The organism is Blastomonas sp. RAC04 (genome assembly GCF_001713435.1).
Lineage (GTDB): Bacteria > Pseudomonadota > Alphaproteobacteria > Sphingomonadales > Sphingomonadaceae > Blastomonas > Blastomonas fulva.
This window is the reverse complement of the sequence record NZ_CP016460.1, coordinates 1,962,019-1,981,328: the sequence shown is the minus strand read 5'-3', so window position 1 is coordinate 1,981,328 and position 19,310 is coordinate 1,962,019. Positions and strand designations below refer to the sequence as shown.

Sequence of the window (19,310 nt, the reverse complement as noted above, 5' to 3'; positions counted from 1 at the left end):
TCGGCCTGAGCGGGCATGGGTGCCAGGCAGAACAACGACCGGAGAGGAAGCGGTGTGCAGACGATCAAATGGGGGGCTATCGCGCTGGCGCTGGTGCTGCTCGGCATCAGGCTCGCCGATGGCACGTCGGTGGCGGCCATGCTGACCGGAGCGGGCGAAGACAAGCCGATCATGCAATGGCCCGATCTGCTCGACCAGCCGCGTCCGGCGGCCGACCGCACGCTCACTTATGGCGCCGACCCGCTACAGCTGGTCGATGTCTGGCTGCCCAAGGACAAAGGGCCGCATCCTGTCGTGGTGATGATCCACGGCGGCTGCTGGCAGACCGAAATCGCAACCCGCGACATCATGAACTACATCGCCGATGACCTGCGCAGGGAGGGCATCGCGGTGTGGAATATCGAATATCGCGGGGTCGACCGGGGCGGCGGCTATCCCGGCACCTATCAGGATGTCGGCGCGGCGGCGGATCTGCTCGCCGGCCAGGCCAAGGCGCTAAACCTCGACCTTACGAACACGGTCGCCATCGGCCATTCGGCGGGCGGCCATCTGGCGCTGTGGCTGGCGGCGCGTCAGGCGCTGCCTGCGAACGAACCGCTGCGTGGGAGCACGCCGCTGCGCATCGACGCGGCAATCAGCCAGGCGGGGATCGCCGATCTGCGCGCCGCGATGAAGCGCGAGGGCCATGCCTGCGGCACCGACGCTCCGACGAAGATGGCGGGCGATGCGTTCGCGCTGACCTCGCCACCGGAAATGCCGGTGAGCAAGGCTCGGCAGATCCAGTTTCACACCGACAAGGACCGTATCGCGCCGCCCGAGTACGCGCAAAGCTATGCTGCCGACATGGCAAAGCGCGGCGTGGCGGTGGAAACCCAGATCCATGGGCCTGAAGGCCATGTCGAACTGATCGCGCCGAGCAGCCGCAGCTGGGCTGCGCAAAAGGCGCGGATCAAGCAATTGTTGGGACAATGATGAGCACCGAATACCCCTCGCTTTCCGAAGCCCAGGCCCGTGATGCCGCCGACCCTTTGCGGGCGTGGCGCGACCGGTTCACGCTGCCGCAAGGCGTGATCTATCTCGACGGCAATTCGCTGGGCGCGTTGCCCAAGTCGACGGCGGTCCTGATGCGCGATGCCACTGAACGCCAATGGGGCGAGGGGCTGATCCGCAGCTGGAACGATGCCGACTGGATCGGCGCGCCGCGCCGCATCGGCGACAAGATCGCCCAGCTGATCCGCGCCGCCCCCGGCGAGGTGGTGGTGTGCGATTCGGTGACGGTGAACCTGTACAAGCTGATGCTCGCGCTGCTCGCCTCGCACCCCGGACAGGGCAGGACGATCCTCACCGAAAGCGGCAATTTCCCGACCGATCTGCATGTCGCGGCAGGGGTCGCAAGGCAGCATGGGTTGAGCCTGGACGCAGTGCCGCGCGAGCAGATCGCCGATCGCATCGGGCCAGACACCGCGCTGATCGTGCTCACCCATGTCCATTACAAGACCGGCGAGCGGTTCGACATGGCGGGCGTGCAGGCGCTGGCCGATGCGCACAATGTACCGCTGATCTGGGATTTGTCGCACTCGGTCGGTGCGGTTCCACTCGACATGGGCGGCGATGCCGCGCGCTTTGCGGTGGGCTGCGGCTACAAGTATCTCAATGGCGGCCCGGGCGCGCCGGGGTTCTTGTACGTCGCGGGCGAGGCGCTGGAGTTTCTGGGTTCACCGATCCAGGGCTGGATGGGGCACGCCGAGCCCTTCGCGATGACCGACGGCTACACGCCTGCGCCCGGCATCGAACGGTTCCTGGCCGGAACGCCGCCGATGCTGTCGCTGCTCGCGCTGGAAGGCGGGGTCGATCTGATGGTCGAGGCCGATGACGCGGCACTGTGGCACAAGTCGCAAGCGCTGTTCGATTTCCTTGCGCAGCTGATGGCCGCGCGCTGCCCCGATCTGGCGCCGATCACGCCGCCCCGCGCGGATCTGCGCGGCAGCCATGCGAGCTTTTCCCATCCTCATGCCTGGCCGATCAACCGCGCGCTGATCGAGGCGGGCGTGATCGGCGATTTCCGCACCCCCGATGTGCTGCGGCTGGGGCTGACCCCGCTCTATCTGGGCTTTGCCGACATCTGGCATGCGGTTGACCGGCTGGCCGCGATCATGGACGATGGCCGCTGGCAGCGCAGCGAATACATGGCCAAAACCAAGGTAACCTGAGGCAAGCTGAAACCATCACGCGAACCTGAACGTTGTACAACAGGCGGGCCATGACGCCGCAACGACGCATGGCCCATAGTCGCAGGGCTGGCCGATAACGGCAAAGCACCTAACGGGAGAGAGACATGAAGCGCCTTCTGGCTTGTCTGGATGTATCGCATTATTCGCAGACCGTGTGTGAGCACGCTGCCTGGGCTGCCCAGCGGCTCGGTGCCACGGTGGAGCTGCTCCATGTCATCCAGCGCAACGCCACCGAGGAGGTCCGCCAGGAGCTGGGCGAAACCATGGACCTGGCCAGCAAGCCAGGTCTGCTCGACGAAATCCTCTCGCTCAAGGTGGCCGAGGGCCAACTGGCCGAGCGCCAGGGGGAGCTGCTGCTGCAGGCGGCGATCGAGCAGTTGCGGGCGCTGGGCATTTCTGAGGTCGAGACCACGCAGCGCGAAGGCGGGATCGTCGAGACGATCATCGAGCGCGAGGTGTTCAGCGACATCGTGATCATCGGCAAGCGCGGCGCGCAGGCCAATTTCGCCAAGGGTCATCTGGGCAGCAAGGTGGAACGGGTGGTGCGTCAGAGCCAGAAGCCGGTGCTGGTCGCGACCCGCGTCTTCAAGCAGCCGCAGCGCATCGCCATCGCCTTTGACGGCGGCCCATCAAGCCGCAAGGCGCTCGAATACGTCTCCACCTCGCCGCTGTTTGGCGGGCTGGATATCGATATCGTGCTGGTCGGCGGATATACAGACAGGAACGCGGCGCATATCGACTGGGCCCAGACCCAGTTCACCGGGCGCACCGGGGTCAAGGCGATCCAGCGCGAGGGCGCGCCCGATGGCGTGCTGCAGCAGCTGGCAAGAGAGCGCGCGATCGATATGTTCGTGATGGGCGCTTATGGCCACAGCCCGCTGCGCAACATGCTGGTGGGCAGCACAACGACGCAGATGATCCGGTCGGGCCAGATGTCGGTGCTGCTGTTCAGGTGAGGCGGTCCGCCTGCCATTGCGGATCAGCCGGCCACCCAAGGCAGGCATCGGCAATTTTACCCGGATAGTATTGACTCGAGTTTTACCCGGATATAATAGGCTGTGAATCCTAAGGAGATTTACGGCATGTCTGGTTATACGGCTTTTCTTGGCGGCAAGGCGATTGCTGCAGGCGACCGCGACGAAGTGGCGAGGGCTGTCCGCGACAGCCTTCACCTCCACGACGGCGCGGTGATGGTGTTTGAAGATGAGACCGGTCGGATCACGGATATCGATTACCGGTCCGTCGCGGCGCCGGGCGCCGGCCGCCCCAAGCTTGGCGTCACAGCGCGCGAAGTAACGCTTCTGCCGCGTCATTGGGAATGGTTGTCACAGCAGCCGGGCGGCGCCTCAGCGGCGCTCAGACGCCTGGTGGAGGAAGCGCGCGGCAAGGGGCAGACAGAGCGCCAGCGCCGCGATGCCGCCTATCGTTTCATGCAGGCCGCGTGTGGCGACATGCCGGGTTACGAAGAGGCATTGCGTGCCCTGTATGCGGGGCGAGAGGATGATCTCACGGCCATACTTCAGCAATGGCCCCAGGACATCGCGCGCTACGCCGCAACGTTGCTCGGACATGCCCCGAATGAACCCAGGACAGAGCCTGCCGCCTAGCCGTCAGCGTCTCGGTTTTGCCCGGCTAGTCCAGATACAGCGACCGCAGCCGGGCGATGTCCACCGCAGTGATGCCCAGAGTCTGCAGATAGCCTTCGACCCCGCCATAATCGCGGTCGATCACCTCGAAGAACTGCGCCAGGTGCGATTTGCCCGAGGCGGAGTAGAGCGGCTCGGCCTTGACCCCGCCGGGCTTCTTGGCGGCGGCAGCGTAATACTGGACGATCGGGTTGGTCGGGTGATCGGCAGGATCGATCGGCGGCATCTCGTTCTGCGGGCGGCGCAGCTGGGTCGAAAGGTGATAGTCCGCCAGGATCGTCTCGCGGTCGACGCCCAGCGCGCTGAGGATCAGCGCCGAGGCGATGCCGGTGCGGTCCTGCCCGGCGGAGCAATGGTACATCACCGCGCCGTCATCGGCGAGCAGCCGCTTGAACAAAGATCGGTACTGGGGGGCGAGAAGCTTTTCCATGCCGGTGTAGACATATTCGCCCTTCATGCTGCCCATATTGGCCATGAGGGGTTTGAGCGAATAATCGTTGGAAATGAACAGCGCGCCGGTGCGGTCGTCGAGCTGGGTGGCGGCCACCTCGCGCTCCTCGAGCGAGCGCAGATCGACGATGGTGCCGAGGTTCAACCCGCCAAGCAGCGTGTAGTCCTCCTCGGTGAGCAGCGGCAGCGCGCCCGAACGGAACACCTTGCCCCAGCGGACCGTCTTGCCGCCTGCGCCCTTGTAGCCGCCCAGATCACGGAAGTTCGATCCCTTGGCCAGCGGCAGCTCGCGCTCCGCCGCCAGCGTCAGCGAGCCATCGCCGCCATCGCGCAGCACGACGAACTGGCGCTTGCTCGCAGGCATGGCGACCACCGCTTCCCGCTTGCGGCTGGCCTTGACCACCGGAATGGCCGCACCCGCCGCCACCGGCGTGTCGGTGACGATGATGTCGACGGCATCGCTGTCGTTCCAGCTGACCTTGACGCGTTCGGCATCGATGCGGCTGACCACCACGGCATCGACCGCAAGGGCGGGGGCGGTGCCGGTCAGCAGGACCAGCGCGAGGGAGGCTTTGAAGCGCATCGAATGATCTCCTGTCAGAAGCCGAAGCGGATGCCGGCGAGGTAGCGGCGGCCGATCTGTTCGACCTCGGTGGGGCGGGCGCGTGTGCCCAGGAACGCGGTATACTTTGCATCGGTCAGGTTGTTGAGATCCGCAAACACGCTGATGTTGGGCGTGATGTCATAGCGGATCGCGACATCGACATTCGTATAGCCGCCGCGGAACTCGTCCCCGGTCGCCACCCCGCCGCCAGTACCGATCGACAGCGATTCCAGATAGTCGCTGCGCCATTGGTAGCTTGCGCGCACCGAAAGCCCGTATTTCTCGTAATAGAGCGAGGCGTTGATGATGGTGTCCGACGTGCCGGGAAAGCCGATATTCTGCCTGAAGTCGGTATCGAAGCTGCCTTCGATCAGCGTCAGGTTGCCCTGGAAGCCGAAGCCGTCGAGCGGCGAGGGCAGGAAGGTGAACTGTTGCTGGTAGTTGACCTCCACGCCGTAGAGTTCACCGCTGTTGCCGTTGAAACTCGAACTGAGCAGATAGCCCGACCGGTTGACGCCGCCCGAGTTGAACGCATCGGTGCCCACGATCTGTGTGTTGGAGAACAGCACATTGTCGACCCAGCGGTGGAAGCCGGCAACCGAGAGGATGCCCTGGCCGGGAATGTAATATTCCACGCTGGCATCGACGCCCCAGGTGTATTCGGGCTGCAGCGTGGGATTGCCACCGCTGATCGTGCCGGGGCTGTTGGTGTCGTTGATCGCCGAGCCCACGCGTACTTCGCCGAAGCTTGGCCTTGCGATGCCCCGCTGCCCGGCGAGCCGGACCACCAGATTGTCGGTGACATCGAAGCGCGCGTTGATGCTCGGGAAGATGTCGGTGTATTCCTGCGGCTCCGACAGCGGCACCAGCGTGCCGTTGGCGAGCCGCGCCTGGCCCTGGTTGGTCAGCTTGAAATGCTCGACCCGCGCACCCGCGATCACCTGCCCGCTGCCGAACACCCATTTGGCCATGCCATAACCGGTCAGCGTCTTTTCGGTCAGCGCGAAGCGGTTTTCGGCAGGCACATTGTTGGCGGGGTTGAAGCGGCCCTGGCGCTGGAGCGTCGCGAAGATGTTGTCGAAATCGGCGCGCATCCGGGTGTTGTCGACATAATTGAACGTCAGCCCGAGCGGGAAACCGGTGTCCCAGGCCTTGTTGGTGATATAGCTCGCCGGATTGAAGCTGAGCCCGGTTCCCGCCAGCGCGGCAGGCGACAGCACCAGCGCGTTCGAGGTCGAAAACAGGAAGCCGCTGATGTCGCGGTCGGCATACAGAAAGCCGCCGGTCAGCGTCACGTCGCCCAGTTCCTTGGCCACGTCGATCTTCACCGTATAGCTGTCTGTGAACACGTCCTGCACGATCGGGATCAGTACGGCAGGCGCGGTGTTGGCGTTGATGAGGGTGGTCTGGTCGAAATTGGCCAGCGCCGGGCCGCGCACGAAGCTGCCTGCCGTCGCGCCCGGGACGGTCTGGAACAGCCGGACGATGGGGAAGTTGGGGCGGCTGAAATCATAATTGACCGAAGGCGAGGTGGCCGTCGCGGTGCTCGCCTGGACCAAAGGCAGAAAGGTGGTGTTCTCGGTGCGGGTGTAGTTCGCCGCGAAGTTCACCTTCCAGCCGTCTTCCTCGTAATCGCCGCCGATGGTGTTGATGAAGTTGCGGGTGCGATAATTGCCCAGGTTGAACGAGGCGCGCACGGGGACGCGCACCAGATCGCCGCCCGAAAGATTGCGCGTACCCGAAAGCGCGCGGTCAAGCCGGATCTCGTACTGGTCGCGCTGCTCGTCGTCCTTGAATTCGGTGTAGATCGACTTGGCGTAGAGCTTCTGCCCTTCTTGCGGAGAATATTCGATGCCGGCAAACAGCCCGTTGTTCTCGCGCACCAGGCGATATTGGCGGATGTCGATCTCGGTCGGGCCGAACTGAGTGTCGGTGGGGCCGCTGGGTTCGTCATACAGCCCGACCTCGCGGTTGTCCGTCACCTGCTCGCGGCGGTAATGCGATGCGCCCGCCACAATGCCGAAGGTGCCGTCGGAGTACGACACGCGCAACGAACCCTGGCGCTGGTCGCCATCGCCCAGTTCCATCAAGCCATAGCCGACATCGCCCTGCACATGGAAACCGGTCTTGCCCGCCAGCGGCGAGAAGGTGCGCAGGTCGATATTGGCGACGATCGCCTCTGCCTGGAGATTGGGGGTGAGCGACTTGTTGATCGCCAGCGCGCTCAGGATCACTGCGGGGACCGCATCGAAGCGATAGGCGCGGGTGAGACCGCCTTCGTCCGCGCCGATCATCGGGATGCCGTCGATGCTGACCGAGGTCCAGCGGTTGGGCGCGCCGCGCACCTGGATATAGCGTTCCTGGCCCTGGTCGCGCTGCACCGCGACGGCGGGCAGCCGCGAGAGCGCGGCCGCGCTGTTCTGGTCGGGGAAACGGCCGACCGAGTCCGCTGCCGAGATGTCGATCAGATTGTCGGCGTTGCGCTTCTGCGCGATCGATTCGCCCTGCGCTGTGATGATCGCACCCTGGACGATGATCTCGCCCTCGGTTTCTGCCTCATCGCCAGCCTGCGCGGTTTGCGCCATGCCAGGCATGGCGGTCGCCGCTGCTGCCATGGCAAGGACGGAGATCGAACAGCGCAGCAGCGCACCGGAACGTGTGGCAAGAATCATGACGCAACCCCCTCGTTGTCAATTCGAGGGGGCAGCTAGTTGCCGGGCATGACTCCATGGCGGCGTTCAGATGAACGAATCTGTTGGGATACGCGCAAAACTGTCGTCATTTTGAACTCATTCCGTCACACCCGTGACACGAACAAAATCAGTCTTTGAGCTCCGCCGCGACCATGTCGCTGATTTGATTGACAACCCTGGCGATACCCTGCCGATTTGGATGAATGCCGTCGGGGAGCATCAGCTTGGGATCGGTGATCACCCCGTCGAGGAAAAACGGATACAGTTCGGCATCATATTGCTGTGCGAGCGTGCTGAAGATCGGGTTGAACTGCCCTGCATAGTCCTGGCCCAGATTGGGCGCGGCGATCATGCCGGTCATCACCACATCGATATCGCGCTTCTCCAGTTCCTTGAGCATCGCTTCCAGGTTGCTTTGCGTCTGGTCGGGGCTGATCCCGCGCAGCATGTCGTTGCCGCCCAGCCCCAGGATCACGAGATCGGGCTTGCGCGGCAGGCCATCGAGCGCGAACGCCAGCCGCTGCAATCCCGCCGCCGTGGTGTCGCCCGAGACGCCGGCATTGCGGACCGAGACCTTCAGGCCCTTGGCGGACAAGGCCTTTTCGAGCTGCGCGGGGAAGCTTTCGTCCTGCTTGACGCCATATCCGGCATACAGGCTGTCGCCGAAGGCCATCACCAGCCGGGTGTCGGCGGCAAGCGCCGCAGGGGTGGCAGGTGCCTCGGCGCTTTCGACAGGCGACGGTGCGGCTTCGTCCGACGACGCAGAACATGCCGCAGTGCAATAGACAAGCGCCAAAGCTGCCCCATATAGGATGATGTTCCGACCCAAAGCGAAAGCCCTTTCATTTCATGCACGCACCAACGACGCGGACCCATATTGCGATTGCCGCCCGCAATGTCACCCTCTCGCTGGGCGAAAGCGGCAACCAGACGCAGATATTGAAGGGCATCGACCTGGAAATTCCGCTGGGCCAGTCGGTCGCGCTGCTCGGCCCATCGGGATCGGGCAAGTCCTCGCTGATGGCGATCCTGTCGGGGCTGGAACGCGCGACCAGCGGCGAGGTGACCGTGGCCGGGCTCGATTTCGGACCGATGGACGAGGATGGCCTCGCCAAGGCGCGGCGCGGACGCATCGGCATAGTGCTGCAGGCGTTCCATCTGCTGCCGACGATGACCGCGCTGGAAAATGTCGCGGTGCCGCTCGAGCTGGCAGGCCGCGACGATCCGTTCGGCACCGCCGCGCGCGAGCTTGAAGCCGTCGGGCTGGGCCACCGCGTCACCCATTACCCCAGCCAGCTTTCGGGCGGCGAGCAGCAGCGCGTGGCGATTGCCCGCGCGATGGCGCCGGGCCCGGACATCATCTTTGCCGACGAGCCCACCGGCAACCTCGACGGGGCGACGGGTGAGGCGATCATCGACCTGCTGTTCAGCCGCCAGCGCGCCAGCGGCGCAACGCTGCTGATCATCACGCATGATCCTGCCCTGGCAACCCATTGCAACCGCGTCATCGAGATGCGCGACGGGCTGATCATCGCCGACCGTGCCGGCGGAGCAGCATGACCTGGGCGCAGATCTGGCGGATCGCGCGGCGTGACCTGTCCGGACGCTTCCGCGGGCTTCGCCTGCTGATCGTCTGCCTATTCCTGGGCGTCGCGACGTTGGCGACCATCGGCAGTCTCACCGCCTCGATCACCGGCGAACTATCGCAGCGCGGGCAGGTGATCCTGGGCGGCGATTTCGAGGCTACGATGTCGCAGCGCATGGCGAGCGAAGCCGAGCTGGCCGCGTTCGAGCGCGAAGGCACCGTGTCCGAGACCGTGCGGATGCAGGCGATGGCGCAGCGCACCGGCCCGCGCGCACCGGATATCGGAGGGGGCACCGGCCCCGATGCAATCCTCGCCGAGCTGAAGGGGGTGGACTATGACTATCCGCTCTATGGCACGCTGACGCTGCAGCAGGGCAGCTATGGCCCGCTCGATCCGCAAAGCGCGGTGATCGGCGCGGGGCTGGCCGACCGGCTCGACCTCAGGACAGGCGACGCAATCCGCTTTGGCGAGGCGCAGTTCACCATCCGCGGCATCATCACCGATGAGCCCGACCGGCTGGGCGAGGGCTTCACGCTCGGCCCCGTCGCGCTTGTTTCCGACCTCGGCATCCAGCGCACCGGGCTGATCCAGCCGGGCAGCATGTACGAGGCCAAATACCGGGTGAAGGTCGGCCCTCTCGCCGATCCGGTGGCGTCGATCGAGCGGATCAAGGCCGAGTTCCCCGAGGCCGGGCTCGAGATGCGCGACCGTGATCGCGGCGCGCCGGGCACCTCGCGCTTTATCGAGCGGATGGGGCAGTTCCTCTCGCTGGTCGGGCTCGCGGCGCTGGTGATCGCCGGGATCGGCGTGGGCAACGGCGTTGCGTCCTACCTCGCCACCAAGCGGCAGGGCATCGCCACGCTCAAGATCCTGGGCGCGGGCTCGGGCGATATCCTGCGCATCTATCTGGTGCAGATCCTCGCGGTCTCGGCGCTCGCCATTCTGGGCGGGCTTGTGGCAGGCGCGCTGATCCCGCCTGCGATCATCGCGGCGGCAGGCGACATCCTGCCGGTGAAGCCCGGCTTTGCCATCCACCCGCTGCCTTTGGTGGTCAGCTCAGTGTACGGCCTGCTGATCGCGTTCATCTTCGCGTTGCCGCCGCTGGCGCGCGCGCGGCACATTCCGGCGGCGGGGCTGTTCCGCTCGCTGGTCGAGGGCAACCGCTGGCCCGACCGTGCGACGCTCATCGCGGTGGGTGCAGGCATTGCCGCGATCGTGCTGCTCGCACTGGTCACCGCGCGCGAGGCGGTGTTCTCTGCCTGGTTCATGGCGGCGGCGACCGGGGTGCTGCTGATGCTCGCAGGCATCGGCTGGGCGATCCGCTGGACGGCCTCGCGCCTGCCGCGCCCCAAGGCGCCGCTGTTGCGGCTGGCGCTCGCCAACCTGCACCGCCCCGGCGCGCAGACCGGGCAACTGGTGGTGGCCCTGGGGCTGGGGCTCACATTGTTCGTGATCCTAGCAGGCATCCAGACCAGCCTCACCAACGAGATCACCCGCAACGTGCCCAAGGAGGCACCCAATCTGTTCGTGCTCGATGTCCCGGTGACGGGCGCGGACCAGTTCCGCCAGCTGGTCGAAAACGCCGCTCCGGGCGCGGCAGTGAACACCGTGCCCTCGCTGCGCGGGACGATCACCGGCTACAAGAACATCCGCGTCGCCGACCTGAAGGACATCCCCGACAACGCCTGGGTGCTGCGCGGCGAGCGCGGCCTCACTTATGCCGAAACGCTGCCTGAGGGCTCCGAGCTGATCGAGGGTACGTGGTGGCCCAGCGGCTATGATGGCCCGCCGCTGGTTTCGGTCGACAAGGAGATGGCGCAGACGCTCGACCTCAAGGTCGGCGACATGCTCACCGTCAGCCTGCTCGGGCGCGAGTTCACCGCGAAAATCGCCTCGCTGCGCCAGATCAACTGGGACACGATGGGCTTCAACTATGTGATGGTGTTCAGCCCCAATACGCTCAGGGATGCGCCGCACAACCTTGCCGCGACCGTGTCGTTGAAGGGCATGGCGGACGCCGACGTCAAGGAGCGCGCAGTGTCAAAGGCGGTGCTCGCGGGCTTCGGCTCGGCCACGGTGATCGAGGTGCGCGATGTCATCGGCCAGGTCTCGACGATCCTTACCCAGATCGCCACCGCCATCGCCGCCGCCGGATCGATCGCGATCCTGTCCGGCATCGCAGTGCTGATCGGAGCGATCGCGGCATCGCGGCAGGCGCGGATCTACGACAGCGTGATCCTGAAGACGCTTGGAGCGACACGGCGGCAGATCCTGTCGGCACAAGCGCTGGAATACGGGTTGCTGGCCGCGCTGCTGGCGTTGGTCGCACTGGGGCTGGGGGTGACGGCGGCGTGGTACGTGATCACCCAGATCTTCGACTTCGGCTGGCAACCCGATTGGGGGGTAGTGCTGGCGACTCTGGGAGGCGGGGCACTGCTGACGCTAGGGCTGGGGCTGGCGGGCTCGCTGCCGGTGCTGGCGGCGAGGCCTGCGCGGGCGTTGCGCCAGTTGTGAGGGTGTTTTGACAATAGCTGGGTTTCTGCCATTTCGGCGTCAGTGGACTGGCGGGTTTCGGGAAGGGAACTCGGAATAGCCGCAATCGCGACCTGAGCGCGTGAGTTTTAGCTGGCGAGCAGATCTGGTCATGCCCATAACATTGATCGTAGAGATTCAGTTGCTTGAAAGCGTACCTTGCGACACGCGTCACCTTTTTCGCTGAAGTTTTTTTCGCCGATTTAACTCGCCGGGAAGTTTCAGATATGTTTTGTCGCTTTCGCACTGAGCGAGGTAGTAATCCTCGCCCATGGACCTTCGCGCACTTTTGGGCCCCATATCGTAGACCACTCCTCGGTATTCCGGACCATAGGTTGCTGCCCACTCTGCTTTAAATTTCTCCATCGCGGCCCATTCGCGCTCTTCCCGTTTTTTATTCTGGAAGTCTCTGTCCCAAGGTCTGTGTCCATATTCCGAAAAGCGTTCACTATGGCCGCCTTCGTACCCGATGATGATTTGACCACCTCCGTGAATGTGTCGAGGATCGGGCATAAGGAGATAACCATCACCAAGTGTCCGCCAATTTGTAGATGCAAGGCTTTCCTCGGGATAAAGCCAATCTTTATCGGCTGCGGCAATATAGCGGTGAGCACTCATTTTTGTTATGAAGTTTATTTCTCTCACCTCCTCCTCTGTTAGAATTCGTTCTACCTGTATATCGGTAAATTTAAACATCGCGTGGCGAAGGAAATGAGGGTTAGGTCTGACAGTGCGGGGCTTCTGAAAGGGGTCCCGAACCCAAGAAAGATTTGTGAGAATCAACACCTTATTCCGGTTCAATGGAAAATAAGTGTGCGTTGCTACAAACCGAACGTCCGGGCTTTCAACGCCGAGGCACCACTGGGAATTTGGCTGGCACTCTCGATTGTACGAAACCACTGGATTGTCGGATATGATGAACTTGGTATCACTCTCCGAGGCATCGGCAATTTGCCAAACGCATTCAGTCCATATTGCACAGAACAGATTTTGGAGCTCTTGCAGATCCAGAAGTACCTGATTTTTGTCGCGCGTTTTTAGGTGTCTTTGTAGCCAGGCAAGGCCTTTTGGCGTGCGAAGTTTCTGAATGCTCAGATAGGGAAGCAGCACGTTGAAAGCGTCCGTGCTTTCACCGTCGAAAGCGAAGTCGGAAAAGTGGTCTAGCGCCGCCGGGGCAGCCCTGTCCCAATTTCCGAAAAATAATTGCTCGATCTCTCTGTTCGGCACCCCGGCCCATTCAGTTGTATAGAGATCATCCTGCGCAAAGCACATTCTAGGCCCCCACAATTTGAGTGGATGATGCGTAAATTTGTGTCCGTTTTTGAATTCGGTATCGGGGCGCAGGTTGAGGTAATACTGCTTATGTTGACTGCCCGGCAGAAACCTTCGCTGATACCATTCAGGAACGTAGTGGTTATGGTGATAATCGTTTGCCATCTAAACCGCCACAGCTTCCCCTCCAAAATGCGAAGTGCCGTCAATCGACGAACGGCGAGCTCTTGGGGTAACAAACCACTTCTGTAATGTCTGCAACTCGGGCGCAAGCCCACCTATCCGCAACAAAAAAAGCCGCCCCGGTTGCCCGGAGCGGCTTTTTAAATTCCCAGCGGGAAGGGGCGTTAGATTACGCGGCCTTCTTGAAGCTGTCGACAGCCACGCTGACGCGGTTCGAGATCGGCTGGAACACGTCGCCGGCCAGCTTCAGGAACGCTTCGCTGTTCTTCGAGGTCTGCGCGACCGCGGTGTCGAAGCTCTTCTTCACCAGCTTGGTCTGCAGTTCGATGAACTCGGTTGGCGACTTGACGGTGGTCATTTCCTTGAGCGCGGCGGTCAGTTCCTCGAAGCCCTTCTTGGTGTCTTCGGCATAGGTCTGGCCCATTTCCTGTGCGCCCTTGGCGGCAATCTTGCCCGATTCGACCAGGGCTTCAACGTTGCCCTTCGAGAATTCGGTCGCCTGCGAAACCATTTCGGTGCCCTTTTCATAGGCGCCCTTGGCGCGGGTCGACATGTCGCCCATCAGCGCCTTGACGCGATCGGTCATGGCTTCGGCGGCCTTCTTGGTTTCGGCGGTGATGGTTTCGGTGGTGGTCATGATGGATTCCTTCTTCTTCTCTGGAGCGGCGGCCTTGGCGGCAACCGGAGACGGGACGACTGCGGACTTTGCTGGCGCGGCCTTGGGCTTGGTTGCCAGCGGCTTCGTGGCCTTGGGCGCAGCCGTCTTTGCGGCAGGCTTGGCCATCTTGGTTGCCTTGGGCTTTGCAGCTTGCGGCTTGGCTGTTGCGGGCGCGGCCACAGGGGCCTTTGCTGCAGCAGCGGGCTTTGCGGCGGGGGACAGCGCCTTGGCGATCACGGTATCGATCGCCTTCGCAGGCTCCACCTTCTTGACGGGCTCGGCGTTGGGTGCCTGGACCTTGGGCGCTTCAACCTTGGCCGCCGGAGCAGCTGCGGGAGCAGCGCTTGCAGCAGCGGCATTGGCCGGGACCGCATTCGGGGCGGAGGGCGTCTTGCTCTGATCGGACATGGTCGGTTTCACTCATCTGCTGCGTTATGCTGCACTGCACAATAGTGATCCGAGAGGGTGACGTCAAGGGAAAATGTTGCACTGCACAAAAGTGCAAATCTGCAAGGATTGGCAGGCTGGCCGCGCCCCTGGCGGTGAAGGATGTCTAGCGCAGCATGGCTTATGCTGCAAGCGCGTCAGCGCGTCTTGACGTAGCGCCCGGGTGCATCCTCGATGGCCTCGAGCTTGCCCTTGCCGGGGACGCGCGCGCCCTTGGCCTTGACCGTGGCGGGGGCATGGGCCTTGAGCCATTCGATCCAGTCGGGCCACCAGCTGCCCTTGGTCTCGGTCGCGCCCGCTATGAAATGCTCGAGCCCGTTCACCGGCGCCTCGTTGGTCCAGTACTGGTACTTCTTCATCGAGGGCGGGTTGACCACGCCTGCGATATGCCCCGAGCCTGCGAGCACGAAGCGCACCGGGCCCGAGAGGTGATCGGTCAGCCGCCACACGCTTTCCAGCGGGGCGATATGGTCCTCCTTGCCCGCCTGGATATACGCCGGGGTTTCGATGAGCCTGAGGTCGATCGGCGTGCCATCGACGACCATCGATCCGGGCTGGACCAGCCGGTTGTCGCGGTAGAGGTCCTTGAGGTACGACTTGTGCCATTTGGCGGGCAGGTTGGTGGTGTCGCCGTTCCAGTGGAGCAGGTCGAACGGGGGATAGTCCTCGCCCAGCAGATAGTTGTTGATCACATAGTTCCAGATGAGGTCGCGCCCGCGCAGCAGGTTGAAGGTCGCCGCCATATAGCGCCCGTCGAGATACCCCTTGGCGCCCAGCTGATCGACCAGCTTCAGCTGCTCGTCATCGACGAACAATGTGAGGTCGCCCGCCTTTTCGAAATCGACCTGCGCGGTGAAGAAGGTGACGCTCTTGACGCGCTCGGCCTCGCCGCGCTTGGCCAGCAGCGCCAGCGTGGCGGCGAGCGTAGTGCCCGCGACGCAATAGCCGATGGTGTGGACTTGGCGGACGTCGAGAGCCTCGCGCACCACATCGATCGCCTCGATCTGCGCCTTGACGTAATCGTCCCAGATCACCTCGGCCATGCTCTCGTCGGCGGACTTCCACGACACCATGAACACGGTGATGCCCTGTTCGGTCGCCCATTTGACGAAGCTTTTCTGCGGGTTGAGATCGAGGATGTAGAAGCGGTTGATCCAGGGCGGGAAGATCACCAGCGGAATCTCGAGCACCTCGTCGGTGGCGGGCGCGTACTGGATCAGCTGGAACAGCGGCGTTTCATAGACCACCTTGCCCGGGGTGACCGCGATGTTGCGGCCAAGCTCGAACGCGTCGGGATCGGTGTGGGTGAGCTGGCCCTTGCGCATGTCGGACAGCATGTGATCCAGCCCCTTGAGCAGGTTCTCGCCCTTGCTCTCGACCATCTTCTCCAGCACCAGCGGATTGGTCATTGCGAAGTTGGCGGGGCTCGATGCGTCGAGCAGGCCCTTGAGCGCAAAGCGCATCTTTTCCTTCTGCCGCGGCTCCAGCCCATCGACGCTGTCGGCGATGCGCAGCATCTGTTCGGACACCATCAGATAGCTCTGCTGGATGAGCGCATAGACCGGGTTGTCGTGCCACTGGCGCGCGGCAAAGCGGCGGTCGCTGCGCAGCTCGGGCACGGTACCCGGCGTGCTGGGCGGTCCGCCTTCGCTTTCGGCGAGCATAGCCGGCGGGGTCATTGCGCCGATGAAACCCTGCCACAAGGTCATGCCATCGCGCCACATATCGGCCTGCGCATCGAGCATCGCCTGCGGCATCGATCCCATCCAGGCGGGAAGCCGCGACTGGAACGCCGCCGGATCGGTAAAGGCGCTCATGTCGATCGGGGTCTGCTGCGCCATGGTCGCGGCGTGCTCCAGCATCATCTGCTGCGCGCGGCCGACCACCCAGGTCCAGTGCTGCATCTCTTCCAGCGTGGGCAGTCCCGGGGTGGAGATTTCGGTATCGCCTGGCATGATCGTCTCTCGCTTTTGCTCTTTGCCGGTGTCCTAGCAGCGCAGGCCTGCAAAGATAAGTCCTTCTCACTCCTCCCCTTGCAAGGGAGGATCTGGCGTATCGGTGCTTTTGCTCGACACGCGCACGCACATACGTCAAAGAACGCGCTCCATTCACGGAGAACTGAAAAGCGAATTTGATATGTCCGAAGAATTCTACCGCATCAAACGCCTGCCCCCCTATGTCATTGCCGAAGTCAATGCGATGCGGGCCGCGGCGCGAGCGGCCGGAGAGGACATCATCGATCTGGGCATGGGCAATCCCGACCTGCCGCCGCCACCGCACGTGATCGAGAAATTGTGCGAAGTGGCGATGAAGCCCAGTTCACACGGCTACAGCCAGTCCAAGGGCATTCCCGGGCTTCGCAAGGCGCAGGCCAACTATTACGCGCGCCGCTTCAACGTCGAACTCGATCCCGAGACCGAGGTCGTGGTGACGATGGGATCGAAGGAGGGGCTTTCCAGCCTCGCCAACGCGATCACCGCGCCGGGCGATGTCGTGCTCGCGCCCAACCCCAGCTATCCGATCCACACCTTCGGGTTCATCATCGCCGGCGCGACGATCCGCTCGGTGCCGACCACGCCCGACGAGAACTACTGGCGCTCGCTCGACCGAGCGATGGCGTTCACCGTCCCGCGTCCCTCGGTGCTGGTCGTCGGCTATCCCTCCAACCCCACTGCCGAAGTGGTCGACCTCGCCTTCTACGAGCGGTTGGTCGCCTGGGCCAAGGAGAACAAGGTCTGGGTCCTGTCCGACCTTGCCTATAGCGAACTGTACTTCGACGGCTGCCCTACGCCCTCGATCCTGCAGGTTCCCGGGGCCAAGGATGTCGCGGTCGAATTCACCTCGATGTCGAAGACCTATTCGATGGCCGGATGGCGCATGGGCTTTGCCGTGGGCAACAAGACTTTGATCTCAGCGCTGACCCGGGTGAAGAGCTATCTCGATTATGGAGCATTCACGCCCATCCAGGCAGCGGCCTGCGCGGCGCTCAATGGCCCGCAGGATATCGTCCAGAAGAACCGCGAACTCTATCACAAGCGCCGCGACGTGATGGTCGAGGCGTTCGGCAGGGCAGGGTGGGATATCCCGCCGCCGCGCGCATCGATGTTCGCCTGGGCGCCGCTGCCGCCTGCGCTGAAGCACATGGGGTCCCTCGAGTTTTCCAAGCAGTTGCTGCAGCATGCCAAGGTCGCGGTGGCCCCCGGCGTGGGCTATGGCGAGGACGGCGAAGGCTATGTCCGCATCGCGATGGTCGAGAACGAGCAGCGGCTGCGCCAGGCGGCGCGCAACGTGAAGCGCTACCTCACCAGCATGGGCGTCAACGCCCCCGGACAGGCCGTCGGCAGCTGATGCAAAGGCAAAGGGTCGCTCCGTTTCGGAGGCTGTTCCGCTGACATCCTTGCGATGAACGCGCTTTAACCGCCTGCACGGCGTCCTGGCGGACGTCTTGCAGGAGCGGGGCGATGTGGCGTGGCGACGATGCATGTCTGGCAAGATCAGGGGGCGTGGCCTGTGGTCCGCAGGCCGGCTGGCTGCTGATCGGAGCCGATCGTGCCGCATGGACGCCGCTCGCCCGGATGCTGGCCCAGTCGCTGGCGCGCTTTGGCGTGCAGGCCGAGCTGTCCGATGGCCAGACCAGACCATCGCCGATCGCGCCAGTGCTGTGCGATGCGCGTCACCGCGAGATGGTGCGCAGCCTCCTCGACGACACCCCGCCGAGGCTGGCGCCGCTGCTGATCCATGGCGTGCAGGCCCCGCAGGCGCGGGCGCGGCTGATCCTCTCCGGCGCGGACGATGCGGTGTCGGGGCGGATCGCGCCCTATGAGCTTGCTGCCCGGATGATCGCCGCCCAGCGTGCGCGCGATGCGGCCCAGGGGATCATCCGGCTGGCAGGATTCAGTTTCGACACCGGTCTGCGACAATTGTGCTGGCGCGGCGAGATCGTGCCGCTGATGCCGCGCGAGTTCGATCTGCTGCTGGTGCTGGCGCGCCATGCCGGGCTGCCGGTCAGCCGCGACGTGCTGCTCAGATCGGTCTGGCGGACCGCGTTCGATCCCGGCACCAACAGCCCCGAGGTGCACATCTTCAAGCTGCGCCAGCGGCTGGCGTCGCTGGGCGGCGCGGTGAGGATCGAGACGGTCAAGCGCCAGGGCTATCGGTTGGTGTGCGCACCTCATCCGCGGGGGTGACAGCGCGGCAAGCCGCGTTATGATCGGTTGCAAGACGCAATGCGAATCCGTGCGGAGAGGCCCTGTTGCAATGATCGACCTGTATTATGCGCCCACCCCCAATGGGTGGAAGATATCGATCATGCTCGAGGAATGCGGGCTGCCCTATACGGTCAGGCCGGTGAACATCGGCGCGGGCGAGCAGTTCGCGCCCGAGTTCCTGAAGATCAGCCCCAACAACCGCATTCCTGCGATCGTCGACCATGCCCCGCCCGGCGGTGGCGATCCGGTCAGTGTGTTCGAGACCGGGGCGATCCTGCTCTATCTTGCTGACAAGACGGGGCTGTTCATGCCCGGCGATCTGCGCGGGCGCACGCGGGTGCACGAATGGCTTATGTGGCAGATGGGCGGCCTTGGCCCGATGCTTGGCCAGAACGGCCATTTCAAGCTCTATGCGCCCGAGAAGCTGCCTTATGCCATCGATCGCTACGCGCGCGAGACCGCGCGGCTGTATGGCGTGCTCGACCGGCGGCTGGGGAAGGCGGAGTATGTCGCGGGAGGCGAATACACCATCGCCGACATGGCGATCTTCCCGTGGATCATGACGCACAAGCGCCAGGAGATCACGCTGGCGGACTATCCCGCCATTGCCCGCTGGTACGCGCTGTGCCGCGCGCGGCCCGCGCTTCAGGCAGGGCTGAATGTGATGAAGGACGCGATCAACCGCAACCCGCAGGCGGATGCGAAGACCCGCGAGACATTGTTCGGGATCAAGACGTGATGGGCTGCGGTTCTTCCGCAACGGCATTGGAATCGTCACCCCCGCGAACGCGGGGGTCCCG

Annotated in this window: 15 protein-coding genes; 9 read left to right on the top strand and 6 right to left on the bottom strand. The window is 63.8% G+C overall.

Annotated features, from left to right (window positions below):
* The first annotated feature begins 15 nt into the window (after positions 1-15).
* The 4 genes from BSY18_RS10150 to BSY18_RS10135 all read left to right on the top strand — a co-directional run bounded on the left by BSY18_RS10150 (position 16) and on the right by BSY18_RS10135 (position 3,838).
* The gene (locus BSY18_RS10150; protein ID WP_236823504.1) at positions 16-972 is read left to right on the top strand and encodes an alpha/beta hydrolase family protein; all 957 of its coding nucleotides are present in this window, start codon (positions 16-18) and stop codon (positions 970-972) included.
* A complete protein-coding gene (kynU, locus tag BSY18_RS10145; RefSeq protein ID WP_236823503.1) occupies positions 969-2,210 on the top strand; it encodes a kynureninase in 1,242 nt (413 codons plus the stop codon). Before BSY18_RS10150 ends, kynU begins: the two co-directional genes overlap by 4 nt.
* A gap of 125 nt (positions 2,211-2,335) precedes the next feature.
* On the top strand, positions 2,336-3,187 hold the full coding sequence (locus BSY18_RS10140) for a universal stress protein (RefSeq protein ID WP_069050528.1): 852 nt from the start codon (positions 2,336-2,338) through the stop codon (positions 3,185-3,187).
* A gap of 126 nt (positions 3,188-3,313) precedes the next feature.
* Entirely contained in the window at positions 3,314-3,838 is a 525-nt protein-coding gene (locus BSY18_RS10135; RefSeq protein WP_069050527.1) for a DUF2239 family protein, read from the top strand.
* Positions 3,839-3,863: 25 nt separating this feature from the next.
* Here the strand turns inward: BSY18_RS10135 and BSY18_RS10130 are convergent, their stop codons facing one another.
* From BSY18_RS10130 to BSY18_RS10120, 3 genes are all read right to left on the bottom strand, one after another.
* Positions 3,864-4,910: a tyrosine-protein phosphatase gene (locus BSY18_RS10130; RefSeq protein ID WP_069050526.1), complete on the bottom strand. Its 1,047-nt coding sequence runs from the start codon at positions 4,908-4,910 to the stop codon at positions 3,864-3,866.
* 14 nt (positions 4,911-4,924) lie between these two features.
* On the bottom strand, positions 4,925-7,603 hold the full coding sequence (locus BSY18_RS10125) for a TonB-dependent receptor (protein ID WP_069050525.1): 2,679 nt from the start codon (positions 7,601-7,603) through the stop codon (positions 4,925-4,927).
* 148 nt (positions 7,604-7,751) lie between these two features.
* On the bottom strand, positions 7,752-8,420 hold the full coding sequence (locus BSY18_RS10120) for an arylesterase (protein WP_083231418.1): 669 nt from the start codon (positions 8,418-8,420) through the stop codon (positions 7,752-7,754).
* 53 nt (positions 8,421-8,473) lie between these two features.
* Here BSY18_RS10120 and BSY18_RS10115 point away from each other — a divergent pair, with 53 nt between their 5' ends.
* Together BSY18_RS10115 and BSY18_RS10110 are read left to right on the top strand one after the other, a co-directional pair.
* On the top strand, positions 8,474-9,184 hold the full coding sequence (locus BSY18_RS10115; RefSeq protein ID WP_069050523.1) for an ABC transporter ATP-binding protein: 711 nt from the start codon (positions 8,474-8,476) through the stop codon (positions 9,182-9,184).
* The gene (locus BSY18_RS10110; protein ID WP_069050522.1) at positions 9,181-11,724 is read left to right on the top strand and encodes an ABC transporter permease; all 2,544 of its coding nucleotides are present in this window, start codon (positions 9,181-9,183) and stop codon (positions 11,722-11,724) included. The genes BSY18_RS10115 and BSY18_RS10110 overlap by 4 nt, the downstream gene beginning before the upstream one ends.
* A gap of 189 nt (positions 11,725-11,913) precedes the next feature.
* On the opposite strand, the gene BSY18_RS10105 is transcribed toward BSY18_RS10110, so the two are convergent.
* The 3 genes from BSY18_RS10105 to BSY18_RS10095 all read right to left on the bottom strand — a co-directional run bounded on the left by BSY18_RS10105 (position 11,914) and on the right by BSY18_RS10095 (position 16,257).
* Positions 11,914-13,179 (bottom strand): DUF4238 domain-containing protein, encoded by a 1,266-nt coding sequence (locus BSY18_RS10105; protein WP_083231417.1) that lies wholly within the window; start codon positions 13,177-13,179, stop codon positions 11,914-11,916.
* 187 nt (positions 13,180-13,366) lie between these two features.
* Entirely contained in the window at positions 13,367-14,263 is an 897-nt protein-coding gene (locus BSY18_RS10100) for a phasin family protein (RefSeq protein ID WP_069050520.1), read from the bottom strand.
* Positions 14,264-14,439: 176 nt separating this feature from the next.
* On the bottom strand, positions 14,440-16,257 hold the full coding sequence (locus tag BSY18_RS10095; RefSeq protein ID WP_069050519.1) for a PHA/PHB synthase family protein: 1,818 nt from the start codon (positions 16,255-16,257) through the stop codon (positions 14,440-14,442).
* A gap of 181 nt (positions 16,258-16,438) precedes the next feature.
* On the opposite strand from BSY18_RS10095, the gene BSY18_RS10090 reads away from it, so the two are divergent.
* The 3 genes from BSY18_RS10090 to BSY18_RS10080 all read left to right on the top strand — a co-directional run bounded on the left by BSY18_RS10090 (position 16,439) and on the right by BSY18_RS10080 (position 19,249).
* Positions 16,439-17,650 carry an LL-diaminopimelate aminotransferase gene (locus tag BSY18_RS10090; RefSeq protein ID WP_069050518.1) on the top strand — a complete coding sequence of 404 codons (1,212 nt, stop codon included), beginning with the start codon at positions 16,439-16,441 and terminating at the stop codon, positions 17,648-17,650.
* 113 nt (positions 17,651-17,763) lie between these two features.
* Positions 17,764-18,489 (top strand): winged helix-turn-helix domain-containing protein, encoded by a 726-nt coding sequence (locus BSY18_RS10085; RefSeq protein ID WP_083231416.1) that lies wholly within the window; start codon positions 17,764-17,766, stop codon positions 18,487-18,489.
* A gap of 70 nt (positions 18,490-18,559) precedes the next feature.
* Positions 18,560-19,249: a glutathione binding-like protein gene (locus BSY18_RS10080; protein WP_069050517.1), complete on the top strand. Its 690-nt coding sequence runs from the start codon at positions 18,560-18,562 to the stop codon at positions 19,247-19,249.
* The last annotated feature ends 61 nt before the right edge of the window (positions 19,250-19,310 follow it).